The sequence below is a fragment of the Streptomyces sp. NPDC058001 genome (genome assembly GCF_042886315.1).
Classification (GTDB): domain Bacteria; phylum Actinomycetota; class Actinomycetes; order Streptomycetales; family Streptomycetaceae; genus Streptomyces.
The window spans coordinates 262,815-284,208 of record NZ_JBHVQT010000014.1 but is presented as its reverse complement, the minus strand read 5'-3'; the positions used below and the strand labels follow the sequence as shown (position 1 = coordinate 284,208).

The following is a 21,394-nucleotide window of genomic DNA, read 5'->3' as shown; positions in this document are numbered from 1 at the left end:
CCAGGGCACCGGCCGACGGCGGACCCAGCAGAAGAAGAATCACTGCACGAAGGGGAAGCCATGACAGCGACGACCGACGGAAGCACCGGAGCCGTACCGCTCCGCGCTGCCTCGGCCACCGAAACAACCGACACGACCCCGCCGGCGACCGGGACGTACGACGCCGCCACGCGCGCCGTTCAGCGCGCCACCGACTTCCTGCTCGCCCGGCAGGACACCGAGGGCTGGTGGAAGGGCGACCTCGAAACGAATGTGACGATGGACGCTGAAGACCTGCTGCTCCGGCAGTTCCTGGGCATCCGCGACGAGGACACCACCCGGGCCGCGGGCCTCTTCATCCGCGGCGAGCAGCGCGACGACGGCACTTGGGCCACCTTCTTCGGCGGCCCCGGCGAACTCTCCACCACCATCGAGGCGTACGTCGCCCTCCGGCTCGCCGGAGACCACCCCGACGACCCGCACATGGCGAAGGCCGCGGAGTGGATCCGCGCCCAGGGGGGCATCGCCGCGAGCCGGGTCTTCACCCGGATCTGGCTCGCCCTGTTCGGCTGGTGGAAGTGGGACGACCTGCCCGAACTGCCGCCGGAGCTGGTGTACTTCCCCAAGTGGTTCCCGCTCAACATCTACGACTTCGGCTGCTGGGCCCGGCAGACCATCGTGCCGCTCACCGTCGTCTCCGCGAAGCGTCCTGTGCGCCCCGCGCCGTTCCCGCTCGACGAGCTGCACACCGACGCCGCCGACCCCAACCCTGCCAGGCCGCTTGCCCCGGTGGCCAGTTGGGACGGTGCCTTCCAGCGCCTGGACAAGGCGCTGCACGCGTACCGCAAGGTGGCGCCGCGCGGGCTGCGCAAGGCCGCCATGAACAGCGCGGCCCGGTGGATCATCGAGCGGCAGGAGAACGACGGCTGCTGGGGCGGTATCCAGCCACCCGCCGTGTACTCGATCATGGCGCTGCACCTGCTCGGCTACGACCTCGAACACCCCGTGATCCGCGCGGGACTCGAATCCCTCGACCGGTTCGCGGTCCGGCGCGAGGACGGCGCCCGGATGATCGAGGCGTGTCAGTCGCCGGTGTGGGACACCTGCCTGGCGACCATCGCCCTGGCCGACGCGGGGGTGCCCGCCGACCATCCGCAACTCGTCAAGGCCGCCGACTGGATGCTCGGCGAACAGATCGTCCGGCCCGGTGACTGGTCGGTGCGCCGACCCCATCTCACCCCGGGTGGCTGGGCGTTCGAGTTCCACAACGACAACTACCCCGACATCGACGACACCGCCGAGGTCGTTCTCGCCCTGCGCCGCGTCCGCCACCCCGACCCCGAGCGGTCGGAACGGGCCATCGCGCGCGGGGTGAAGTGGAACCTCGGCATGCAGTCGAAGAACGGCGCGTGGGGCGCCTTCGACGTCGACAACACCAGCTCCTTCCCCAACCGGCTGCCGTTCTGCGACTTCGGCGAGGTCATCGACCCGCCGTCCGCCGATGTCACCGCGCATGTCGTCGAGATGCTCGCGATCGAGGGCAAGGCACACGACCCGCGCACCCGCCGGGGCATCGCCTGGCTGCTCGCCGAACAGGAGCCGAACGGCGCCTGGTTCGGCCGCTGGGGCGTCAACTACGTCTACGGCACCGGGTCCGTGGTCCCCGCGCTCACCGCGGCGGGCCTGCCCGCCTCGCACCCGGCGATCCGCCGGGCCGTGACCTGGCTGGAGTCCGTACAGAACGACGACGGGGGCTGGGGCGAGGACCTGCGCTCCTACCACGACGTCGACGGCTGGAGCGGTCGCGGGGCGTCCACGGCATCGCAGACCGGCTGGGCCCTGATGGCCCTGCTCGCGGCGGGGGAGCAGGACTCGAAGGCCGTCGAGCGGGGCGTCGCCTGGCTCGCCGAGACACAGAACGAGGACGGTTCCTGGGACGAGCCCTACTTCACCGGCACGGGCTTCCCCTGGGACTTCTCCATCAACTACCACCTGTACCGGCAGGTCTTCCCGCTGACCGCGCTCGGCCGGTACGTCCATGGAGAACCGTTCGCCGACACGACGGCCGCCCGGACGGGCGCGGCGGCGGGCCGGCCGGTCAAGGGGAGCTGATGGCCGACACCCCGGCACCGCCGGGCACCCCGCCGCTGCTGATCGCCTGCGCGCTCGGCATCGAGCACCTCGCCCTGCGCTCGGGCGGTCGCGGCGCCGCGCCGGGACCCGTGACCCTGCTGCGTACGGGCATGGGTCCACGGGCCGCCGAGCGGGCCGTGGCCCGCGCGCTGGCCGACGAGGCGCTGCGGGGGGCGGCCGTCATGGCGACCGGGTTCTGCGCGGGCCTGGCGCCCGGGATACACCCGGGGGACCTGGTGGTCGCCGACGAGACCCGGCTGCCCGCGGTCGACGGGAACAGCGGCACCACCACCCCGTGCGTCGGCACGGAACTGCTGGTCAAGGAGCTGGCCGGGGCGCTGCCCGGCCGGACCGTCCATACGGGGCCGCTCATCGGCTCCGACCATGTCGTGCGCGGCCACGAACGCGCCGATCTGCTCGCCACGGGGGCGATCGCGGTGGACATGGAGTCCGCCGCGACCCTGCGGACGGCCGTGGCGGCGGGCAGCCGTCCGGTTGCGGCCGTCCGGGTGGTCGTGGACGCTCCTGAGCATGAACTCGTCCGTATCGGCACGGTCCGCGGTGGAATATCAGCTTTCCGCGTTCTTCGTGCCGTGCTTCCCTCATTTTTTGAATGGCACCGCAATGCAATGCTCCCCCGGAGGTGAGCTAGATGGCCATGCCGCTGCGTCAGACCGTCAAGGTGGCGACGTATCTCTTTGAACAGAAGCTCCGCAAGCGCGACAAGTTCCCGCTGATTGTCGAGCTGGAACCGCTTTTCGCGTGCAACCTGGCGTGTGAGGGCTGCGGCAAGATTCAGCACCCGGCGGGGGTTCTCAAGCAGCGGATGCCGGTGGCCCAGGCCGTCGGCGCCGTCCTTGAATCCGGGGCTCCGATGGTGTCCATCGCCGGTGGCGAGCCGCTGATGCATCCGCAGATCGACGAGATCGTGCGGCAGTTGGTGGCGAAGAAGAAATACGTCTTCCTCTGCACCAACGCCATGTTGATGCGCAAGAAGATGGACAAGTTCACGCCCTCGCCGTATTTCGCGTTCGCCGTGCACATCGACGGACTGCGTGAGCGTCATGACGAATCCGTCGCGAAGGAGGGGGTGTTCGACGAGGCCGTGGCGGCCATCAAGGAGGCCAAGCGGCGCGGGTTCCGGGTGACCACCAACTCGACCTTCTTCAACACGGACACCCCGCAGACCATCATCGAGGTGCTCAACTTCCTCAACGACGACCTCCAGGTCGACGAGATGATGATCTCGCCCGCCTATGCCTACGAGAAGGCGCCCGACCAGGAGCACTTCCTCGGTGTCGAGCAGACCCGGGAACTCTTCAAGAAGGCGTTCGCGGGCGGCAACAGGCTGCGGTGGCGGCTCAACCACTCGCCCCTGTTCCTCGACTTCCTCGAAGGCAAGGTCGACTTCCCCTGCACGGCGTGGGCGATCCCCAACTACTCGCTGTTCGGCTGGCAGAAGCCCTGCTATCTGATGAGCGACGGGTACGTCACCACGTACAAGGACCTCATCGAGAAGACCGACTGGGACGCGTACGGCCGGGGCAAGGACCCGCGCTGCGCCAACTGCATGGCGCACTGCGGTTATGAGCCGACCGCCGTGCTCGCCACGATGGGGTCCCTGAAGGAGTCCCTGCGCGCCGCGCGCGAGACCGTCTCCGGAAACCGCGGGTGACGCCGTGACCTCCGGAGAGCCTGTTCCACTGGGCCTTCCCGAGCTGCCGGTCCGCCCCCTCGCCATCCGCCGTGTGAGCCGGCGGATCGAGGTCGGACCGGTGGCCGTCGGAGGCGGGGCGCCTGTGTCGGTGCAGTCGATGACGACGACGCGTACGTCGGACATCGGGGCGACGTTGCAGCAGATCGCTGAGTTGACGGCGTCGGGTTGTCAGATCGTGCGGGTGGCGTGTCCGACGCAGGATGATGCGGACGCGTTGGCGACGATTGCGCGGAAGTCGCAGATTCCGGTGATCGCGGACATTCATTTCCAGCCGAAGTACGTGTTCGCGGCGATCGACGCGGGGTGTGCGGCGGTGCGGGTGAATCCGGGGAACATCAAGCAGTTCGACGACAAGGTGCGGGAGATCGCGAGGGCGGCGAACGACGCGGGTACGCCGATCCGTATCGGCGTGAACGCGGGCTCTTTGGACCGGCGGCTGCTCCAGAAGTACGGGAAGGCCACCCCGGAGGCGCTGGTGGAGTCGGCGCTGTGGGAGGCGTCGCTGTTCGAGGAGCACGGTTTCCGGGACATCAAGATCTCGGTGAAGCACAACGACCCGGTGGTCATGGTCAACGCCTACCGGCAGTTGGCCGCGCAGTGCGACTACCCGTTGCACCTCGGCGTCACCGAGGCCGGACCCGCCTTCCAGGGCACCATCAAGTCGGCCGTGGCCTTCGGCGCGCTGCTCAGCGAGGGCATCGGCGACACCATCCGTGTCTCCCTGTCCGCGCCGCCCGTCGAGGAGGTCAAAGTCGGCATCCAGATCCTGGAGTCGTTGAATCTTCGGCAACGGCGTCTGGAGATCGTGTCCTGCCCGTCGTGCGGGCGTGCCCAGGTCGACGTCTACAAGCTGGCCGAGGAGGTCACGGCGGGCCTGACGGGCATGGAGGTGCCTTTGCGGGTCGCCGTGATGGGCTGTGTCGTCAACGGTCCGGGTGAGGCCCGTGAGGCCGACCTCGGCGTGGCGTCGGGCAATGGCAAGGGGCAGATCTTCGTGAAGGGCGAGGTCATCAAGACGGTGCCCGAGTCGAAGATCGTGGAGACCCTCATCGAAGAGGCGATGAAGATCGCCGAGCAGATGGAGCGGGACGGTGTTCCGTCCGGCGCTCCGGAGGTCATCGCGTCCGGCGCTCCCGAGGCCACCCCGTCGGGGGCCTGAGCCGCCACCGTGAGCTGAACGAAGCACGTACTGAGAGGGGGCCCGAGCGTGACGATTCTGGAGACCATCAGGGGGCCGCGCGATCTTAAAGCGCTGTCCGAGGAGCAACTCGACGACCTGGCCGAGGAGATCAGGGAGTTCCTGGTCCACGCGGTCGCCCGGACCGGGGGCCATCTCGGGCCCAATCTCGGGGTGGTGGAACTCTCCATCGCCCTGCACCGGGTCTTCGAGTCCCCGGTCGACCGCATCCTCTGGGACACCGGCCACCAGAGCTACGTACACAAACTCCTGACCGGCCGGCAGGACTTCTCCAAGCTGCGCGGCAAGGGCGGGCTGTCCGGCTATCCCTCGCGTGACGAGTCCGAGCACGACGTCATCGAGAACAGCCACGCGTCGACCGTGCTCGGCTGGGCGGACGGACTCGCCAAGGCCCGCGACGTCCAGGGCGAGCGCGGCCATGTCGTCGCCGTCATCGGGGACGGCGCGCTCACCGGCGGGATGGCCTGGGAGGCGCTGAACAACATCGCCGCCGCCAAGGACCGGCCGCTGATCATCGTCGTCAACGACAACGAACGCTCCTACGCCCCCACCATCGGTGGCCTCGCCAACCACCTGGCGACCCTGCGCACCACCGACAGCTACGAGCGGGTACTCGCCTGGGGCAAGGACGTCCTCCAGCGCACCCCGGTCATCGGACAGCCGCTGTACGAGTCCCTGCACGGCGCGAAGAAGGGCTTCAAGGACGCCTTCGCACCGCAGGGCATGTTCGAGGACCTGGGCCTGAAGTACGTGGGCCCGATCGACGGGCACGACATGGGCGCCGTCGAGTCGGCGCTGCGCCGGGCGAAACGGTTCCACGGGCCCGTACTGGTGCACTGCCTCACCGAGAAGGGCCGGGGATACGAGCCGGCGCTCGCCGACGACGCCGACCGGTTCCACACCGTCGGTGTGATGGACCCGCTGACCTGCGAGCCGCTGGCACCGTCCAACGGGCCGTCGTGGACGTCGGTGTTCGGCGACGAGATCGTGCGGATCGGTGCCGAGCGCGAGGACGTCGTGGCGATCACGGCGGCCATGCTGCACCCCGTGGGGCTGACGCAGTTCGCCGACAAGTTCCCGGACCGGGTGTGGGACGTCGGCATCGCCGAGCAGCACGCCGCCGTCTCCGCCGCCGGGCTCGCCACCGGTGGGCTGCATCCGGTGGTCGCCGTGTACGCGACCTTCCTCAACCGTGCCTTCGACCAGTTGCTGATGGATGTGGCGCTGCACCGGTGCGGGGTCACCTTCGTGCTGGACCGGGCCGGGGTGACCGGGGTCGACGGGGCCTCGCACAACGGTATGTGGGACATGTCGATCCTCCAGGTGGTGCCGGGGCTGCGGATCGCGGCGCCGCGTGACGCGGACCAACTGCGGGCCCAGCTGCGGGAGGCGGTCGCCGTGGACGACGCGCCGACGCTGCTGCGGTTCCCGAAGGAGTCGGTCGGTCCCGCGATTCCGGCCGTGGACCGGATCGGCGGGCTCGACGTACTGCATCGCGCGGAGCGGTCCGATGTGCTCCTGGTCGCCGTCGGCGTGATGGCGCCGGTGTGCCTTCAGGCCGCCGAACTCCTCGAAGCCCGGGGTATCGGCTGCACCGTGGTCGACCCGCGCTGGGTCAAACCCGTGGACGAGGCGCTGCCCCCGCTCGCGGCCGGACACCGGCTGGTCGCGGTGGTCGAGGACAACAGTCGCGCCGCCGGGGTCGGGGCGGCGGTCGCGCTGGCCCTCGGCGATGCGGAGGTCGACGTACCGGTACGGCGGTTCGGTATCCCGGACCAGTTCCTGGCACACGCCAAGCGCGGCGAGGTCCTGGCGGACATCGGGCTCACACCGGTGGAGATCGCGGGCCGGATCAGCGCGAGCCTGACGGTCGGGAGCCTGACCGGTGAGGGGTCAGGTGCCGTCGCCTCACGGGGCGCGGCCGTCGAGACTCCGGTGGCTGGGGAGTCGAGTGTCGGTGAGCGGGTGGCTGGGGAGCCGACTGTCGGTGAGCGGGTGGTCGGGGAGTCGGCTGTCAGTGAGCCGGTGGTCGACAAGCCGGTGGCCGGGAAGCCCCCGGTCAGGAAGTCCGCGGTACGCAAACCTGCGGCGAAGAAGCCCGCGGCGGCGAAACCCGCTGCCGGGAAGCCCGTAGCCAAGAAGCTCGCTGCCGGGAAGAAGTCCGCCGCCGCCAAGACGAGTGCCGCCTCGGCGCGGACGGCGCCCGGAGCGCGCGGCGCGGTGAAGGAGGCGGGCAGCAGCCCTGCGGCCGAGCCGCGCGATCCGCGTCCTGCCGCCGAGGAGTCGGCGACCGCCGCTCCGGCCAAGAGCCCAGGAACCCGTCACCTCGCCGAGAAACCGGCCCCCGCCCCCGAGGCGCGGAGCCGTCGTCCCGCGCGCGGGGCGCGTGGTTCCGATGGCGTCGAGTCGTCCGGTGCCGGACGGCGGTCAGGTGCAGAGCCATCGTCCCGCGAGGAGACATCCGGATGAGCAAGGAGTTCGACCTCGGCAAGCTGCTGGCCGAGCGGGGTGCCGAGCGGTACGAGCTGCACGGCAAGTACCTGAACCACCAGTTGCCGCGCATGCTGCACACCATCGGCTTCGACAAGGTCTACGAGCGGGGGGAGGGCGCCCACTTCTGGGACGAGGACGGCAACGACTACCTCGACATGCTCGCCGGGTTCGGTGTGATGGGCCTGGGCCGGCACCATCCCGTGGTCCGCAAGGCACTGCACGACGTGCTGGACGCCTCGCTCGCCGATCTGACCCGGTTCGACTGCCAGCCGCTGCCCGGTCTGCTCGCCGAGAAGCTGCTGACGTACAGCCCGCACCTGGACCGGGTGTTCTTCGGAAACAGTGGCACGGAGGCCGTCGAGACCGCGCTGAAGTTCGCCCGGTTCGCCACCGGCAGGCCGAGGATCCTGTACTGCGAGCACGCCTTCCACGGCCTGACCACGGGCTCCCTGTCGGTGAACGGCGAGTCGGGGTTCCGCGACGGTTTCGCGCCGCTGCTCCCGGACACCGCCGTGCCGCTCGGCGACCTGGACGCGCTCGCCAGGGAACTGGCGCGCGGTGACGTCGCCGGGCTGATCATCGAGCCGATCCAGGGCAAGGGCGTCCACGAGGCACCGCCCGGGTATCTGCGGGCCGCCCAGGAACTGCTGCGGAAGCACAAGGCGCTGCTCATCGCCGACGAGGTGCAGACCGGCCTCGGCCGGACCGGCGACTTCTACGCGTACCAGCACGAGGACGGTGTCGAACCGGACCTCGTGTGTGTCGCCAAGGCGCTGTCGGGCGGCTATGTGCCGGTCGGCGCGACCCTCGGCAAGGACTGGATCTTCAAGAAGGTGTACTCGTCGATGGACCGCGTCCTGGTCCACTCCGCGAGCTTCGGGTCCAACGCCCAGGCCATGGCCGCCGGACTCGCCGTCCTGTCGGTCATGGACGACGAGCAGATCGTCGCCCACGCGCGCGGGACGGGTGAGCTGCTGAAGTCGCGGCTCAGCGCCCTGACCGACCGCTACGAGATGCTCAGTGACGTACGCGGCCGGGGCCTGATGATCGGCATCGAGTTCGGCCGGCCCAAGTCCCTCAAGCTGCGCAGCGGATGGACGATGCTCCAGGCCGCCCGCAAGGGGCTGTTCGCGCAGATGGTGGTCGTACCGCTGCTCCAGAAGCACCGGATCCTCACCCAGGTCTCCGGCGACCATCTGGAGGTCATCAAGCTGATCCCGCCGCTGGTCCTGGACGAGGCGGACGTCGACCGCTTCGTGGAGGCGTTCACCGCTGTGATGGACGACGCGCACAGCGGGGGTGGCCTGATGTGGGACTTCGGGAAGACACTGATGAAGCAGGCGGTCGCCAACCGGTAGCTCGAAGCCACGCTGGAGCCGCACCGGAGCCGCACCAGGGTCGCGTACCGGAGCCTTTTGCCTCTCGGGTAAGAAATTTGCCTGAGAGGCACGGCTCTGGCTCAATCGAGGTATGAGCCTTTCCGATGCGGCACGCGAGCCGGGACCGGGACCAGAACCGGTCACGGAACCGGTCCCGGAGCCGTTGACCGAAGCCGACGCGCTGCCCACCGTCGCCCCGCAGCTCCGCTCGCTGCGCCACCGCGCCTCGCTGACCCTGGAGGCCGCCGCCGCGTCCGCCGGTCTGTCCCCGGCCCATCTGTCCCGCCTGGAGACCGGTCGGCGCCAGCCCTCGCTGCCCATGCTGCTCGCGCTCGCCCGTGTCTACGGTACGACCGTGTCCGAGCTGCTCGGCGAGACCGTCGCCGACCGGGACGCCGTCGTGCGCGCCGGGACCATGGAACCGACCAGGGCGGGCGGCTGGACCTACTGGACCGCCGGCGCCCCCGGCCGCGGTATGCAGGCCCTGCGGGTGCACGTCCCGTACGGGGCGCAGGGCGACATCGTGCGCGTCCACCCCGGCGAGGAATGGCTCTACGTACTCCAAGGACGGCTGCGGCTGCGCCTCGGCGACAGCGCCCAGGTCCTCGCGCCCGGCGACAGCGCGCACTTCGACTCGCTGACCCCGCACCGGATCGCCGCCGCCGACGAGAGCGGCGCCGACCTTCTGTTCGTCCACACCCTGTTGCAGAGCCCGTCCGCCGCGCTGTGCCTCGGCCCGGCGACGGGCCACCCCACCCTGGGAGACCCCCGATGACGGAATTCCCGCGTGCCACGGAAGGCACGGAAGCCGCAGAAGCCACGGAACCCAACGCGCCGGTCGCGCCCCCGCCTGCCCGCCGCCGCGACATGGAGGAGAAGCTTCCGCGCGGCCTGTGGATTCGGCTGATCGTCTATGTCGCCGTCGGGCATCTGCTCGCCGCGTTCATCTTCCTGCTCTTCGAGATGGGCGCGCAGAACCAGTAGCCCGGCTCGCGGGGTCGCGTAGGGGCGGCTCAGTCGAGCAGGTGTGCGCGGAGCCGTTCCCGCAGGTCCGGTGTCAGCCGCAGGCCCCGCTCCAGATACGCGTCGGTGCCGCCCCAGGTCTGCTCGATGGTGTCGAAGGCCGCCGCCAGATACTCGGCGCGGGCGTCGAACAGCGGGCTGAGCAGCTCCATGACCTCCGGCGAGTACGCGTCGGCCGCGGTGCCGCTGCGGTGCACCTTGTAGCGGCGGTGGGTGGCGTTCGACTCCAGGTAGTCCGCCTCGATGGCGTCGCGCTCGACGCCCACGGCGAGCAGCGTCACCGCGATCGAAAGACCGGCGCGGTCCTTGCCCGCCGCGCAGTGCATCAGCGCGGGCACGCTCTCCTCGGCCATCGCGTGCAGCACGCGCGCGTGCTCGGCGGTGCGCTGGGAGATGATCGCGCGGTACGACTCGATCATCCGGTCCGCCGCCCGGCCCTCCGAGAGCAGCGACCGCAGCTGGTCGATGTCGCCGTCGCGGACCATCTTCCAGAACTCGGCGCCGTCCGCCGGGTCGGTCAGCGGCAGGTTCACGTTCCGCACCCCGGGCAGGTCCACGTCCGGGCCTTCGAGCCGCTGGTCGGCCGCGTTGCGGAAGTCGAAGATCGTGTGCAGGCCCAGCGTGGACAGGAACGCGGAGTCCGCGGCGGTCGCGTGTGCCAGATGACCGCTGCGGAACAGGCGCCCCTGCCGGAGCCGTCGGCCGTCCACGGTCGGAAGACCGCCCACGTCGCGGAAGTTGCGCACCCCGGCCAGCTCGGGCTCTGTCGACGGGACCTGCTGCGTCACGGGGGCTCCTCCCAGTCGGCCGCCTACGCCGCTCATCGGCGTGGCGCGCTCTCGACCCTACGACATGGATTCCTGGGGCAATCATCTCCGGGACGACCCTGCCGGGACACCCCCTGTGGCCGAGGTGAACGTCTCGCCGCAGGGGCGTTGCCCCGGACCCGGACCGCCCTTGATGATGTGCGTACCTGAGCGTGCCTGTTCGGATCTGTGGGGGTTTGATGATCGAGATCGGTGCTGACGGGCGGACCTGGCTCCTTTCGGGGCCCACGAGCAGTTACGCGCTCCGCGTCGCGGACGACGACGCCCTGCTGCATCTGCACTGGGGCCCCCGGATCACCCTCGCCGACGCCGAGTCCCTGGCCGCCGAACCGCCGCCCGCCCCGCGCCCCTTCGAGGCCCCGCTCGACGGGCGCGAGGAGTACCCCGTCGAGGGCGGCCCCCGCTTCGTACGCCCCGCCCTGTCCCTCCGTACCGAGCAGCCCCACGGCACCGACCAGATCCGCGGCACCGAATGGCGCTACCGGGACGCGTCCGTCGAAGGCGACCTGCTGGAGGTGCGGTTCCGTGACGAGGTGGTCGGGCTGCTGCTCACGCTCCGGTACGGCATGCGCGGCGACGTGGTCGAGCGTTCCGCCGTCCTGGCCCACGAAGGCCCCGCCGACGCGCCCGCCCTGGAGGTGCTGCGCGCCGACTCCGCGACCTGGACCCTGCCCCGGCGCGACCGCTGGCGGCTCTCGCAGTTGCACGGGCGGTGGGCCGCCGAGTCCCGGCTTACGCGCTCCGAGCTGACGTACGGGGAGCGGGTCATCGGCAGTCGGCGCGGGCACACCGGGCATCAGCATCTGCCCTGGGTCGCGCTCGACGCCGACGGCGAGGCGACCGAGGAGCGGGGCGAGGTCTACGGCTGCGCACTCGCCTGGTCCGGGTCCTGGCGGATCGCCGTGCACGAGTTGCCCGACGGCGCCGTCCAGATCACCGGCGGCACCGGACACGACGACGCGGGACAGGACCTGCTCGCGCCCGGCGCCACGCTCACCACACCTGTCTTCGCCGGGCTGTGGAGCGGCGGCGGATTCGGCGGCGCGAGCCGCGCCTGGCACGCCTACCAGCGCGCGTACGTCGTGCCGGAAGCGGACCGGGACCGTCCGGTGCTCTACAACTCCTGGGAGGCCACCGGCTTCGGTATCTCCGAGGAGCAGCAGCGCGCCCTCGCCCGGCGGGCCGCCGAGGTGGGCGTGGAGCTGTTCGTGGTCGACGACGGCTGGTTCGGGTCCCGCACCAGCGACCGGGCCGGGCTCGGCGACTGGACCCCCAACCCCGACCGCTTCCCGTCCGGGCTGAAGCCGCTCGCCGACGACGTGCACACGCTGGGCATGCGGTTCGGGATCTGGGTCGAGCCCGAGATGGTGAACCCCGACTCGGAGCTGTACCGGGCGCACCCCGACTGGGTGCAGCACTTTCCGGGACGTACCAGGACGGAATTCCGCAATCAGCTCATCCTCAATCTCGCCCGTGAGGACGTCCAGGCGTATCTCTGGGAGCGGCTCGACGCGCTGCTGAACAGTGCCCCGATCGACTATGTGAAATGGGACTTCAACCGCTGTTTCACCGACGCGGGCTGGCCGGGCGAGCCCTACCCGCAGAAGCTCTGGAACGCCCATGTACGCGCCCTGTACGCCCTGTTGGACCGGCTGCGCGATGCCCATCCCGGTGTCGCCTTCGAGTCCTGCTCCGGCGGCGGCGCACGGGTCGACCTGGGGATCATGGCGCGCACCGACCAGGTGTGGACCTCGGACAACACCGACCCGTTGGACCGGCTCGCGATCCAGCACGGCTTCAGCCAGCTGCATCCGGCACGGGTGATGGCGGCCTGGGTCACGGACAGCCCGAACACGCAGCTCAACGACCGGGTCAGCTCGCTCCGCTTCCGGTTCGTCAGCGCCATGGCCGGAGTGCTCGGCCTCGGCGGTGACCTCACGGAGTGGAGCGGTGAGGAACTGGCCGAGGCGCGGACCTGGGTGGATCTCTACAAGGAGATCAGGCCGGTGGTCCAGCGCGGAGACCTCTACCGGCTGCGGGCCCCGGAGGGGGTGACCGGCGGGCCGAGCGCGATCCAGTACGTGCTCGGTGACGATGTCGTCGTGCTCGCCTGGCTGCCGGCCCAGCAGTACGGGGAAGCGACGGCCCCGGTGCGACTGAGCGGCCTGGACGCCTTGGCCTCCTACGAGTGCCGGGAGACCGGGACCGTGCACCGAGGCGCGGTCCTGCTGCACCACGGGCTGCGCACCGGACTACGCGGCGATCTGGACGCGACAGTCATCCGGCTACGCCGCATCTGACCGAATTGCGCGTTTGATGGGATTCTGGGCCACTGGTCCAACTAGCCCTGAAATAACCGGAATAAGGCGCTATGGCGGCGGCGTCAGTGAGCAGGATCATATCCGTGACGGTGGGTGGCGATCATGCTCGGGCCATGTTCCGTGCGCTCCAAGGGAATTGCGGTACTCCGGAAGGTCCTTCATCGACGCAGGGTGACCGGGAAATTCACCAAGGATCAAGAAGCGGAATGCGTTTGCGAATTCTCTGCTTGTCTGCGGCATTCCTGCTCGCTTAGCGTCCAGCTCCATCCGGACGGACGCCTAATCCTGCCGCCGCCCGGAATCCGGACACCCACCCGAAATTGGCAGGAGCGGGGGATCCACAGGTAGTACGCCGAATCCGGAACCCCTATCGGGAGACCGGAGCGGCTCGGGGTGAAGTCGCGTGAAAGCGCGACCGGGCATCTCCAGCCCGAACCCGACAGCTCACCTCGTAGGCGCCGGAGAGGAATTCGTCATGCCCGCGAAGGGTAAGCACCGTCGTCCCAAGGCCCAGCGCCTCACCCGTGGAATCGCCGTCGCCGGCACCGGTGGCGCCGCGCTCGCACTGCCGTTGATCGGCGCCACCGGCGCCCACGCGGCTCCCGGGCAGGCCGCACCCGTGGCCGCCGAGAAGTCCGTCGCCCTCGACCAGGCCGCCGTCAAGAAGGCCGAAGCGGCGAAGTCCGCCAAGACGGCCACGGTCAGGACGTACGCCGTGAAGTCCGGCGACTATCTCTCGAAGATCGCGCAGGAGCAGAGCGTCAGCGGCGGCTGGCACAAGCTCTACGAGGACAACCGGGAGGCCGTGGGCGACAACCCGAGCCTGATTCACCCCGGTCTGAAGCTGACCATCGGTGGCAAGGCCGCGGACGCTCCGGCCGACCCGTCGTCCTCGTCCTCCTCGTCGGACGACACCGCGGCGCCGTCCACCGAGCCGGCGCCTTCCTCGTCGTCCGCCGACACCGCGGCCCCGGCCGACCAGGGCGCGACCACCAACGCCGCCGACAGCAATGCCTCGGGGTACACGCTGCCCGTCGACGGCGGCGCCGTCGGTACGCCGTACCACCAGTCCGGCAGCATGTGGTCCAGCGGCTACCACACCGGTGTCGACTTCGTCGTCCCGACCGGCACCACCATCAAGTCCGTCGGTCCGGGCACCGTCGTCTCGGCGGGCTGGGGCGGCGCGTACGGCAACCAGGTCGTCGTCCAGCACAGCGACGGCCAGTACTCGCAGTACGCCCACCTCTCCCAGCTGTCCGTCTCGGCCGGGCAGACCGTGACCGGCGGCCAGCAGCTCGGACTCTCGGGCGCGACCGGCAATGTCACCGGACCGCACCTGCACTTCGAGATCCGCACCTCGCCCGACTACGGATCCGACGTGGACCCGCTGGCGTATCTGCGGGCGCACGGAGTCAGCGTCTGACCGAACTCGATCCACTCGATCGGTCGGATTCACGGAAGGGTCGCATCGGCGGATGCGACCCTTCCGCGTATTCCGGGTTGGCCGAATCTTGACCGGTGGTCTTTCTCACGCTTCGTCAACCCCTGGGATGGCTTTATTACGGTGGCGTAGCTCACTCGCGCCGGTGAAAGATGGGGCGTTGTGGCAGCAGAGTCGACAACCTTCATCAGAGACGCGATCAGGTCCTACGCAGCGGTCGGCGACAGCTTCACCGAGGGGGTCGGGGACCCCGGGCCCGACGGAGGCTTCGTGGGGTGGGCCGACCGGCTCGCCGTCCTTCTCGACGACCGACTCCCCGAACACACCTTCCGGTACGCCAATCTCGCCGTCCGCGGAAAGCTCCTCGACCAGATCGTCGCGGACCAGGTACCGCGCGCCAAGAAGCTGGCGCCCGACCTCGTGACCTTCGCCGCGGGCGGCAACGACATCATCCGGCCGGGCACCGACCCCGACGAGGTCGCCGAGCGGTTCGAAAGCGCCGTCGCCGACCTCGCGAACGCCGTCGGCACCGTCGTGGTGACCACCGGCTTCGACACCCGCGGTGTGCCCCTGCTCAAGCATTTGCGCGGGAAGATCGCCACGTACAACGGACATGTCCGCGCGGTCGCCGACCGCTACGGCTGTCCGGTGCTCGACCTCTGGTCGCTGCGGACCGTGCAGGACCGGCGGGCCTGGGACGACGACCGGCTGCATCTCTCGCCCGAGGGGCACACCCGGGTCGCGCTGCGCGCCGGACAGGTCCTCGGCGTCGACGTGCCCGCCGACCCCGACCAGCCGTGGCCGCCGCTACCGCCGCGCGGCACCCTCGAAGTACGGCGCGACGACATCCACTGGGCCCGTGAGTATCTGGTGCCGTGGATCGGGCGGCGGCTGCGAGGCGAGTCATCGGGTGACCACATGGAGGCCAAGCGTCCGGACCTGCTGCCCCTCTGAACCGCCCGGCGGCACGACCGTGTTCGCCGGTACGCGTTCCAGGACGCCCCCGGCGAACACGTCGTACAGCGGCAGGGTCTCCAGATGGACGTACCCGATGTGGCAGTCGCACGCCGTACGGGGACAGGGGCGCGGGCCGAGCGCCGCGCGGTACGAACCGTCGTACAGGTTCCCCAGTTCGGCCGGGACGAAGTGGCAGCGCCGCACGGTGCCCTCGCCGTCCACGGAGATCACCGACGAGCCGGTACGACACGGCAGGCCCGCGCTGCGGTGCGGGTGGCGGCTGTACGGGAACAGCGGGTCGAGCGTCGTCCACCGCTCGGCCTCCGCGTCGGTGTACGTGTGGCCTTCGGCCGCGTTGATCCACAGGTACACGTGCGCGGGCAGCGCCGCGCGCAGCCGCCGGGCGTGCTCCAGATGCTCCGGAAGGCCGACGACGCCGACGCTGAACCGCACGCCCCGGTCGGCCAGTTCACCGCACTTCGCGAGGAACCGGTCGTACGGTGTCTGCCCCGGGTGGTAGGTGCACCACAGGGCGACCGTGTCCAGGTCGGCCTCCGCCAGCCAGTCCGTACGGCAGCTCAGATTCGTCTGGATCGCGACCCGGTCGATATGCGGCAGGTGCGACAGCTCGACCAGGGCGCGCCGGTACCAGGACCGGACCAGGCCCTCGCCCCAGGGCGTGAACAGCACGGACAGCCGGCCGTCCACCCGCTGCCCGGCCCACCGCGAGAACCGGGCGAGCGCGGCTCGATCGGCCCGCAACTGGTCCGTACTGTCACGCCGCTTGGCGAACGGGCAGTACGGACAGTCGTAGTCGCAGGACGCCAGCGGGCCCCGGTACAGCACCGTGAGATCCGTGCCGCCCACCTCGCTCACCCCGCCCGCCTCGCTCACCCCGGCGCTCATCGCACCTCGTACGCGGCCATCGCGGCGCGCACGGCGGGCGAGAACAACTCCGGGCCCAGCGCGTCGGAGTGGGCGAGGCCCTCGGGCGACAGCCGCAGCCGGTCGTCCGCCGTGCCGTCGAGCCACCCGCGCGCGGTGAACCGCGCGCACTCGGCCGCGAAGTCGCGCTCCGGATCGCCCCCGAACCGCTCCCGGTACTCGGCCCGGTCCAGCCCGTCCGCCTGGAGCAGCGACTGGAGGAGATGGCGCCGCCGCGCCTCGTCCGCGTCCACGCGTCGCCCGTGCGCCGCGTGGGCGAAGTCCTCCGTGGCCGTGTAGGCGTCGATGATCGAGCGGACCTCGCGCGCGTGCACGGCGTAGTCGAAGGAGTAGTGCAGCGTCGACGTGTACGAACGGGCGCCGCAGCCCAGGCCGATCATGCCGTCCGTCTGGCACGCGTAGTCTTCGGGGCCCTGCGGGGGAGCGTCCGCGCGGCGGAACATCCGCATCGACACCTGCTCGTAGCCCCGCGCGCGGAGATGGTCGCGGCCCTGCCGGTACAGCCGCAGCCGCTGCTCGTCCCACGCGCGGTCCCCGAGCGGCGTCCGCCCGTCCAGACCCGTCAACGGCCGTACGTACAGCGGATACAGATACAGCTCCTCGGGCCGCCACGCGAGCGCCGCGTCCAGCGACGTCCGCCAGGACGCCTCGGTCTGCCCGTCGATTCCGTAGATCAGATCGATGTTGAGGACCGGGATGCCCGCCTCCCTGATGTGCCCGAGCGCCGCCTCGACGTCGGCCCGCCGCTGCGGTCGTACGGCCGCCTTCGCCTCCTCGTCCACGAAGCTCTGCACACCGAGGCTGAGCCGTGTCGCGCCCCGCTCGGCTAGGACGGCCAGCCGGTCCGGCGTCGCGGTCGCGGGGGACGCCTCCACGGACAACGGCACCGCGCGCAGGTCGACCCCCGTCCGCTTCTCGGCGATGTCGCAGAGCCGGTTCAGCTCGTCCGCCGTCAGGAACGTCGGTGTGCCCCCGCCGAAGGCGGCCGTCGCGAACCGGACCGGCTCGTCGTCGCCCAACGCCTCGCGTACGGCGGTCGCCTGGCGGTCCAGCGCGTCGAGATACCGCGTGGTCAGCTCGTCCGGGGCGCCGATCCGCGTGAACAGATTGCAGAACCCGCAGCGCACCTCGCAGAACGGTATGTGCGCGTACAGCGAGAGCGCGCTTTTGGGCTCGCCCCGCCACAGGTCGCGCAGCGCGGGCCGGTCGGGCAGCGGGCGGTACGACGTCTTGTGCGGGTACGCGTACACGTAGCTCTGGTACGGGCGTGGGGCCGGTGTGTTGGTCCGGTCGGTACTCATGGCGCCTCGGTCGGGTCGACGAAGAAGTGGGCGTACGGCACTGTCCAGACCACCTCGTGGCCGAGCCGGTGACCGGTGAATCCGTCGTCCCCGTACGCCGTGCCGTGATCGGAGCAGACGATCACGAAGCAGCGGCGCCGCCCGCTCATCGCGGCAAGCAGCCGCCCGATGTGCCGGTCGACGTACTCCAGGGCGGCGGCGTGCGTCGCGGGGCTGTCGCCCGCCTCACGCGTGGCGCCCGGGAGGTGGAACCAGTTGGGCTGATGCAGCGCGGACACGTTCACGAACAGGAACAGGCGCTGTTCGGGCGGCAGTTCCGCGATGACCTTCTCCGCGCGCGTGACCTGTGCCTCGAAGGACGTGGGTGACGCGACGCCGAACTCCGGCTCCCAGTGGCTCTCCTGGAACAGGCCCGGCAGGACGTCGCCGAGCGCGCCCTGTTTGTTGAAGAACCCGACGCCTCCGACGCACACGGTGCGATAGCCCGCGTCGGCGAGACCGGAGACCAGATCCGGGGTCTCGTACACGAACGTACGCCCCGCCGTCGTCTCACTGCCCGCGAACCGGGCGGCGAACAGCCGGGGATGCGGGCCGGGTTCGGCGGGCGTCGGCAGAAAACCGGCGAACATCGCCTGGTGCGAGGCATAGGTGAAGCTGCCCGGCGCGTGCCGCTTCTCCCAGACACCGCCCGGCAGATACCGCGCCAGATGCGGCAGCCGTCCGGACGCGGCGAGATCGGCGGCGATGTCGTACCGCAGGGTGTCGAGCGTGACGAAGAGGAGGTCGTCACGGCCCACGACCTCGTTCATGTCGGGGATGTCGGCCGGGTCGGGGTGTCCCGGTGGGTGCGGACTTCCCGGCAGGTGGGGGCTTCCCGCCGGTTCAGACGGTCGCACGGTCGTTCTCCTCCCGCCGGTCGGGTGCCGGAGCCCGGTGGACGGCCGCCACCTGCGCCGCGTAGGTGTCCAGGTCCTCGGCTCCGCCACCCTTCAGACCGGTGAGGCCGGGCAGCAGATCGCCGAAGGCGTTGACCTCGCCGACCGCGAAGTTGCGCCAGCCGATGCCCGGCAGCAGGTCAACCCCCACACAGAGCGTGTCCGGGAAACATCCGGCGGCCCGCTCGCACAGGCCCAGCGCGTCGGCCCAGTCGCCGCCCGCCCGCTCGACGGCGGCCCGCGCGAGCGTGAGATCGCCCCGGGCGCCGCCGAGATGCAGATTGGTCATGGGGGAGCGGCTGGTACGGACGAGCGCGTGGGTGGCCCGGCCGGCGACGACCACGACCCGCAGGTCCGCCACGCGCGCGTGGAGCGACGCCTTCGGCAGCCAGCGCTCGATGTGCAGCCCGTCGGGCGCGAGCGCGTCCACCAGCGCGGCGACCTCTCGCTCGGTCGTGTAGCGGCGCACCTTCAACGAGTTGAACAGTCCACTGTCCGTCAGCTCGACCGACGTGGTGGCCCGGACCCGGCCGAGCCCCGCCGTCTCGACGGCCAGCACACCCGACGCGGACGAACCGTGCGCCAGCTTCACGAAGGCCCGCGGCATCCGGTGCTCCGCCATCAGGTCCCGTACGTCGTCCCAGCCCCGCACCGCCGCGCCGGCCCCGGACGTCGGCGACGGCGGCACCGTGACCCCGGCGCGGCTCAGCACGCCGTGACACAGCCGCTTGTCGAACAGTGCCGCCAGGTCGTGAGGACCGTCGAGCAGTCGGCATCCACGCAGGGCCGCCGCGTCCGCGACGTCCCGAACCGCTTCCGTGAACCGCTCGTACCAGCGGGATGTGCCCTCCACGCGCGCGGGATCACCGGTGCCCCGCAGGATCGCGTCGACCTCGGGGTCCTCGCCCGGCGAGTCGATCCGCACGGTCTCGCCCGGCCGGAACACGGCACCCCCGCGCAGGACGTCCACCCACGGCAGTACGCGCGCGGGAGGCAGCCCGGCGGCACGCACCGCGTCCCGGAAGAACGTGACCCGGCGGTCGGCGGGATTGCCGACGACCACGAAGCGGACCGACTCCCCAGGCATCGGCTACTCCCCCACTGCCGTGTAGCGCTGAACGCCGTCCTCGTCCTCGTCCTCATCGGCGTCGGACCCGTCCAGGTCCAGTTCGACACCCGCCGGCTCCAGGGCCTGCCGGAGCCGTTCGCGCATCGCGTCGGAGAGGTAGTTGTGGTTCAGGTCAAGGGACGTGAGGTGGGTCAGCGGCTGGCCGGACAGCAGTGCCGCCGCGCCCACGTCTCCGATCGTGCCCATCGACAGGTCGAGCCGCTCCAGGCGCGCGACGACCGGGGCCGCCGCGACCGCGACCGCGATCTCGTCCTGGATGTCGCTGTTGCACAGCGCGAGCCGCTTCAGGCTGGGCAGCCGCGCGCCGGAAAGGATCGGCGCCAGGTCGGACACCTCGCTGTCCGCGCCGTACCAGGACGTGCCCAGCCAGATGTCCAGGTGCTCAAGGGCGGGCAGGTCGCTCGCGCCGATGCCACGCACCACGGCGACGGGCAGCCCACCGGTCTCCACGGTCAGCGAGCGCAACTGCTCGTGCCGCAGCGGGTCGAACACCAAGTCGGTGCCGCCGCGCACCGCGAACTCGTGCAGTTGCGGGAAGCCTTCGAGCAGCGGAGTGACCGCGCCCTGGTGGATCCACGAGATCTCGCACTGCTCGGACGTGATGTCGCCGAGAAACAGCGCCCGCAGCCCCGGCAGCCGGTCACGGGCCGCGAGCAGGGCCGCGATGATCGCGTCGGGACCCGAGTCGTAGGCGTCGCTCCAGGCGCCGACGATCAGCGCCCGCACCTCGGTGGTGTCCACCATGTCGAGGAAGCGCGCGAACGCGCCCTCCCACGCCTCGTCGCTGTCGTACGAGTCGACCTCCACACGCCAGGCCACCGCATCCGGATCGGGCAGCTTCCGCTTCAGCTCCCTGCCCGCTTCCGGAAAGTCGAACGCGGGCAAACCGTAAAGCTCCTGAAGGCGCTGCGAGATGGCCATGCCTGCTGCTCCTGACACACGAGGACGACGGTCGGGCTGATGTGCCTGAAGTTGTACCAAGCCGGACTGACAACCCGGTGGGACGGGTGGGTGTGGTGGGAGGACGGCAGGCGTACGGAACTTGTGGGGCGGGCGGTGCGGGCTCCGGTGGGGTGGGCGAGGCGGGCTCGATTGTCAGACCCTCCGCCTACTGTCGATCTCGTGGCCGTCGCACCGTGTGACGGCCCGGGGAGGGGAGAGCCATGTTCCGACAGGGAGATGTCCTCATCGTGCCGGTCGCGGAGTCGGCGGTTCCGGCGCATGCGGCCGACGCGCCGCAGGAGCCGAGGGATGCCCGGGGCAGGCTGATCCTCGCCCTCGGCGAAGTGACGGGCCATGCCCACGCGGTGGTCGGACCGGGCCGACTCGTACGGGAGCCGGGCCCGTTCGGACCGTTCCTGCTCCATCTGCCGGACGGCGGGCGGGTGGTGCACGAGGAGCACGCGGCGATCCCGCTGCCGAAGGGCTGGTACCGGGTGGTGCGCCAGCGGGAGTACATACCGGGGTCGGTACGGATCGTCGCCGACTGAGGCCGGTGGCGGCGAACGGACCGGTGGGGCAAGGGAGATGACAGTGCGTACGGAGACGGTGGGGCACGGGGACATGGCGGGGACGGCGGACATGGCGGGCAGGGCGGATGTGACGGGGACGGAGGA

At 70.7% G+C, this 21,394-nt stretch carries 17 protein-coding genes, 1 pseudogene and 1 riboswitch; of the genes and pseudogenes, 12 read left to right on the top strand and 6 right to left on the bottom strand.

The window, feature by feature from the left end:
• Positions 1 to 60 precede the first annotated feature (60 nt).
• The 8 genes and pseudogenes from shc (at position 61) to ACFVT5_RS32895 (ending at position 9,883) form a co-directional block, all read left to right on the top strand.
• Positions 61 to 2,091, top strand: coding sequence for a squalene--hopene cyclase (gene shc, locus ACFVT5_RS32930; RefSeq protein ID WP_389895530.1), 2,031 nt, complete (start codon positions 61 to 63; stop codon positions 2,089 to 2,091).
• A complete protein-coding gene (locus tag ACFVT5_RS32925; protein WP_389895527.1) occupies positions 2,091 to 2,759 on the top strand; it encodes a 1-hydroxy-2-methyl-2-butenyl 4-diphosphate reductase in 669 nt (222 codons plus the stop codon). The genes shc and ACFVT5_RS32925 overlap by 1 nt, the downstream gene beginning before the upstream one ends.
• Before the next feature lie 5 nt (positions 2,760 to 2,764).
• Complete coding sequence (gene hpnH, locus ACFVT5_RS32920; protein WP_389895524.1) at positions 2,765 to 3,787, top strand: adenosyl-hopene transferase HpnH; 1,023 nt, start codon at positions 2,765 to 2,767, stop codon at positions 3,785 to 3,787.
• A 4-nt stretch (positions 3,788 to 3,791) separates the two neighbouring features.
• The gene (gene ispG, locus ACFVT5_RS32915; protein WP_389895521.1) at positions 3,792 to 4,988 is read left to right on the top strand and encodes a flavodoxin-dependent (E)-4-hydroxy-3-methylbut-2-enyl-diphosphate synthase; all 1,197 of its coding nucleotides are present in this window, start codon (positions 3,792 to 3,794) and stop codon (positions 4,986 to 4,988) included.
• A 48-nt stretch (positions 4,989 to 5,036) separates the two neighbouring features.
• Positions 5,037 to 6,899: pseudogene (gene dxs / locus ACFVT5_RS32910) on the top strand (1-deoxy-D-xylulose-5-phosphate synthase); the annotation flags it as partial.
• Positions 6,900 to 7,492: 593 nt separating this feature from the next.
• On the top strand, positions 7,493 to 8,878 hold the full coding sequence (locus tag ACFVT5_RS32905; protein WP_389895518.1) for an aspartate aminotransferase family protein: 1,386 nt from the start codon (positions 7,493 to 7,495) through the stop codon (positions 8,876 to 8,878).
• A gap of 112 nt (positions 8,879 to 8,990) precedes the next feature.
• Positions 8,991 to 9,674 carry a helix-turn-helix domain-containing protein gene (locus tag ACFVT5_RS32900; RefSeq protein WP_389895515.1) on the top strand — a complete coding sequence of 228 codons (684 nt, stop codon included), beginning with the start codon at positions 8,991 to 8,993 and terminating at the stop codon, positions 9,672 to 9,674.
• 92 nt (positions 9,675 to 9,766) lie between these two features.
• Positions 9,767 to 9,883, top strand: coding sequence for a DUF6126 family protein (locus ACFVT5_RS32895; RefSeq protein ID WP_389895675.1), 117 nt, complete (start codon positions 9,767 to 9,769; stop codon positions 9,881 to 9,883).
• Between the two features lie 29 nt (positions 9,884 to 9,912).
• Here the strand turns inward: ACFVT5_RS32895 and ACFVT5_RS32890 are convergent, their stop codons facing one another.
• Positions 9,913 to 10,710 carry a tyrosine-protein phosphatase gene (locus ACFVT5_RS32890; protein WP_389895512.1) on the bottom strand — a complete coding sequence of 266 codons (798 nt, stop codon included), beginning with the start codon at positions 10,708 to 10,710 and terminating at the stop codon, positions 9,913 to 9,915.
• A gap of 218 nt (positions 10,711 to 10,928) precedes the next feature.
• Here ACFVT5_RS32890 and ACFVT5_RS32885 point away from each other — a divergent pair, with 218 nt between their 5' ends.
• The 3 genes from ACFVT5_RS32885 (at position 10,929) to ACFVT5_RS32875 (ending at position 15,465) form a co-directional block, all read left to right on the top strand.
• Complete coding sequence (locus tag ACFVT5_RS32885) at positions 10,929 to 13,049, top strand: alpha-galactosidase (RefSeq protein ID WP_389895511.1); 2,121 nt, start codon at positions 10,929 to 10,931, stop codon at positions 13,047 to 13,049.
• Between the two features lie 303 nt (positions 13,050 to 13,352).
• A riboswitch (cyclic di-AMP (ydaO/yuaA leader) is annotated at positions 13,353 to 13,541 on the top strand.
• 4 nt (positions 13,542 to 13,545) lie between these two features.
• Positions 13,546 to 14,493 carry a peptidoglycan DD-metalloendopeptidase family protein gene (locus ACFVT5_RS32880; RefSeq protein ID WP_389895509.1) on the top strand — a complete coding sequence of 316 codons (948 nt, stop codon included), beginning with the start codon at positions 13,546 to 13,548 and terminating at the stop codon, positions 14,491 to 14,493.
• Between the two features lie 180 nt (positions 14,494 to 14,673).
• Positions 14,674 to 15,465, top strand: coding sequence for an SGNH/GDSL hydrolase family protein (locus tag ACFVT5_RS32875; RefSeq protein WP_389895508.1), 792 nt, complete (start codon positions 14,674 to 14,676; stop codon positions 15,463 to 15,465).
• Here ACFVT5_RS32875 and ACFVT5_RS32870 read toward each other — a convergent pair.
• From ACFVT5_RS32870 to ACFVT5_RS32850, 5 genes are all read right to left on the bottom strand, one after another.
• The gene (locus ACFVT5_RS32870) at positions 15,415 to 16,374 is read right to left on the bottom strand and encodes an STM4011 family radical SAM protein (protein WP_389895506.1); all 960 of its coding nucleotides are present in this window, start codon (positions 16,372 to 16,374) and stop codon (positions 15,415 to 15,417) included. The genes ACFVT5_RS32875 and ACFVT5_RS32870 overlap by 51 nt on opposite strands.
• Entirely contained in the window at positions 16,371 to 17,714 is a 1,344-nt protein-coding gene (locus ACFVT5_RS32865; RefSeq protein ID WP_389895504.1) for an STM4012 family radical SAM protein, read from the bottom strand. The genes ACFVT5_RS32870 and ACFVT5_RS32865 overlap by 4 nt, the downstream gene beginning before the upstream one ends.
• Entirely contained in the window at positions 17,711 to 18,523 is an 813-nt protein-coding gene (locus ACFVT5_RS32860; RefSeq protein WP_389895672.1) for an STM4013/SEN3800 family hydrolase, read from the bottom strand. Before ACFVT5_RS32860 ends, ACFVT5_RS32865 begins: the two co-directional genes overlap by 4 nt.
• A gap of 73 nt (positions 18,524 to 18,596) precedes the next feature.
• A complete protein-coding gene (locus tag ACFVT5_RS32855) occupies positions 18,597 to 19,736 on the bottom strand; it encodes an STM4014 family protein (RefSeq protein ID WP_389895502.1) in 1,140 nt (379 codons plus the stop codon).
• A gap of 3 nt (positions 19,737 to 19,739) precedes the next feature.
• Positions 19,740 to 20,699, bottom strand: coding sequence for an STM4015 family protein (locus ACFVT5_RS32850; protein WP_389895500.1), 960 nt, complete (start codon positions 20,697 to 20,699; stop codon positions 19,740 to 19,742).
• A gap of 242 nt (positions 20,700 to 20,941) precedes the next feature.
• On the opposite strand from ACFVT5_RS32850, the gene ACFVT5_RS32845 reads away from it, so the two are divergent.
• Complete coding sequence (locus tag ACFVT5_RS32845) at positions 20,942 to 21,268, top strand: hypothetical protein (protein ID WP_389895499.1); 327 nt, start codon at positions 20,942 to 20,944, stop codon at positions 21,266 to 21,268.
• The last annotated feature ends 126 nt before the right edge of the window (positions 21,269 to 21,394 follow it).

What these genes read in the sequence shown, in the direction of transcription:
- ACFVT5_RS32880 (WP_389895509.1), top strand. Translation starts at nt 13,546, where the DNA reads ATGCCCGCGAAGGGTAAGCACCGTCGTCCCAAGGCCCAGCGCCTCACC.
- ACFVT5_RS32885 (WP_389895511.1), top strand. Translation starts at nt 10,929, where the DNA reads ATGATCGAGATCGGTGCTGACGGGCGGACCTGGCTCCTTTCGGGGCCC.
- ACFVT5_RS32855 (WP_389895502.1), bottom strand. Translation starts at nt 19,736, where the DNA reads ATGCCTGGGGAGTCGGTCCGCTTCGTGGTCGTCGGCAATCCCGCCGAC.
- shc (WP_389895530.1), top strand. Translation starts at nt 61, where the DNA reads ATGACAGCGACGACCGACGGAAGCACCGGAGCCGTACCGCTCCGCGCT.
- ACFVT5_RS32845 (WP_389895499.1), top strand. Translation starts at nt 20,942, where the DNA reads ATGTTCCGACAGGGAGATGTCCTCATCGTGCCGGTCGCGGAGTCGGCG.
- ACFVT5_RS32925 (WP_389895527.1), top strand. Translation starts at nt 2,091, where the DNA reads ATGGCCGACACCCCGGCACCGCCGGGCACCCCGCCGCTGCTGATCGCC.
- ACFVT5_RS32850 (WP_389895500.1), bottom strand. Translation starts at nt 20,699, where the DNA reads ATGGCCATCTCGCAGCGCCTTCAGGAGCTTTACGGTTTGCCCGCGTTC.
- ACFVT5_RS32860 (WP_389895672.1), bottom strand. Translation starts at nt 18,523, where the DNA reads ATGAACGAGGTCGTGGGCCGTGACGACCTCCTCTTCGTCACGCTCGAC.
- ACFVT5_RS32905 (WP_389895518.1), top strand. Translation starts at nt 7,493, where the DNA reads ATGAGCAAGGAGTTCGACCTCGGCAAGCTGCTGGCCGAGCGGGGTGCC.
- ACFVT5_RS32870 (WP_389895506.1), bottom strand. Translation starts at nt 16,374, where the DNA reads ATGAGCGCCGGGGTGAGCGAGGCGGGCGGGGTGAGCGAGGTGGGCGGC.
- ACFVT5_RS32865 (WP_389895504.1), bottom strand. Translation starts at nt 17,714, where the DNA reads ATGAGTACCGACCGGACCAACACACCGGCCCCACGCCCGTACCAGAGC.
- hpnH (WP_389895524.1), top strand. Translation starts at nt 2,765, where the DNA reads ATGGCCATGCCGCTGCGTCAGACCGTCAAGGTGGCGACGTATCTCTTT.
- ACFVT5_RS32900 (WP_389895515.1), top strand. Translation starts at nt 8,991, where the DNA reads ATGAGCCTTTCCGATGCGGCACGCGAGCCGGGACCGGGACCAGAACCG.
- ACFVT5_RS32895 (WP_389895675.1), top strand. Translation starts at nt 9,767, where the DNA reads ATGGAGGAGAAGCTTCCGCGCGGCCTGTGGATTCGGCTGATCGTCTAT.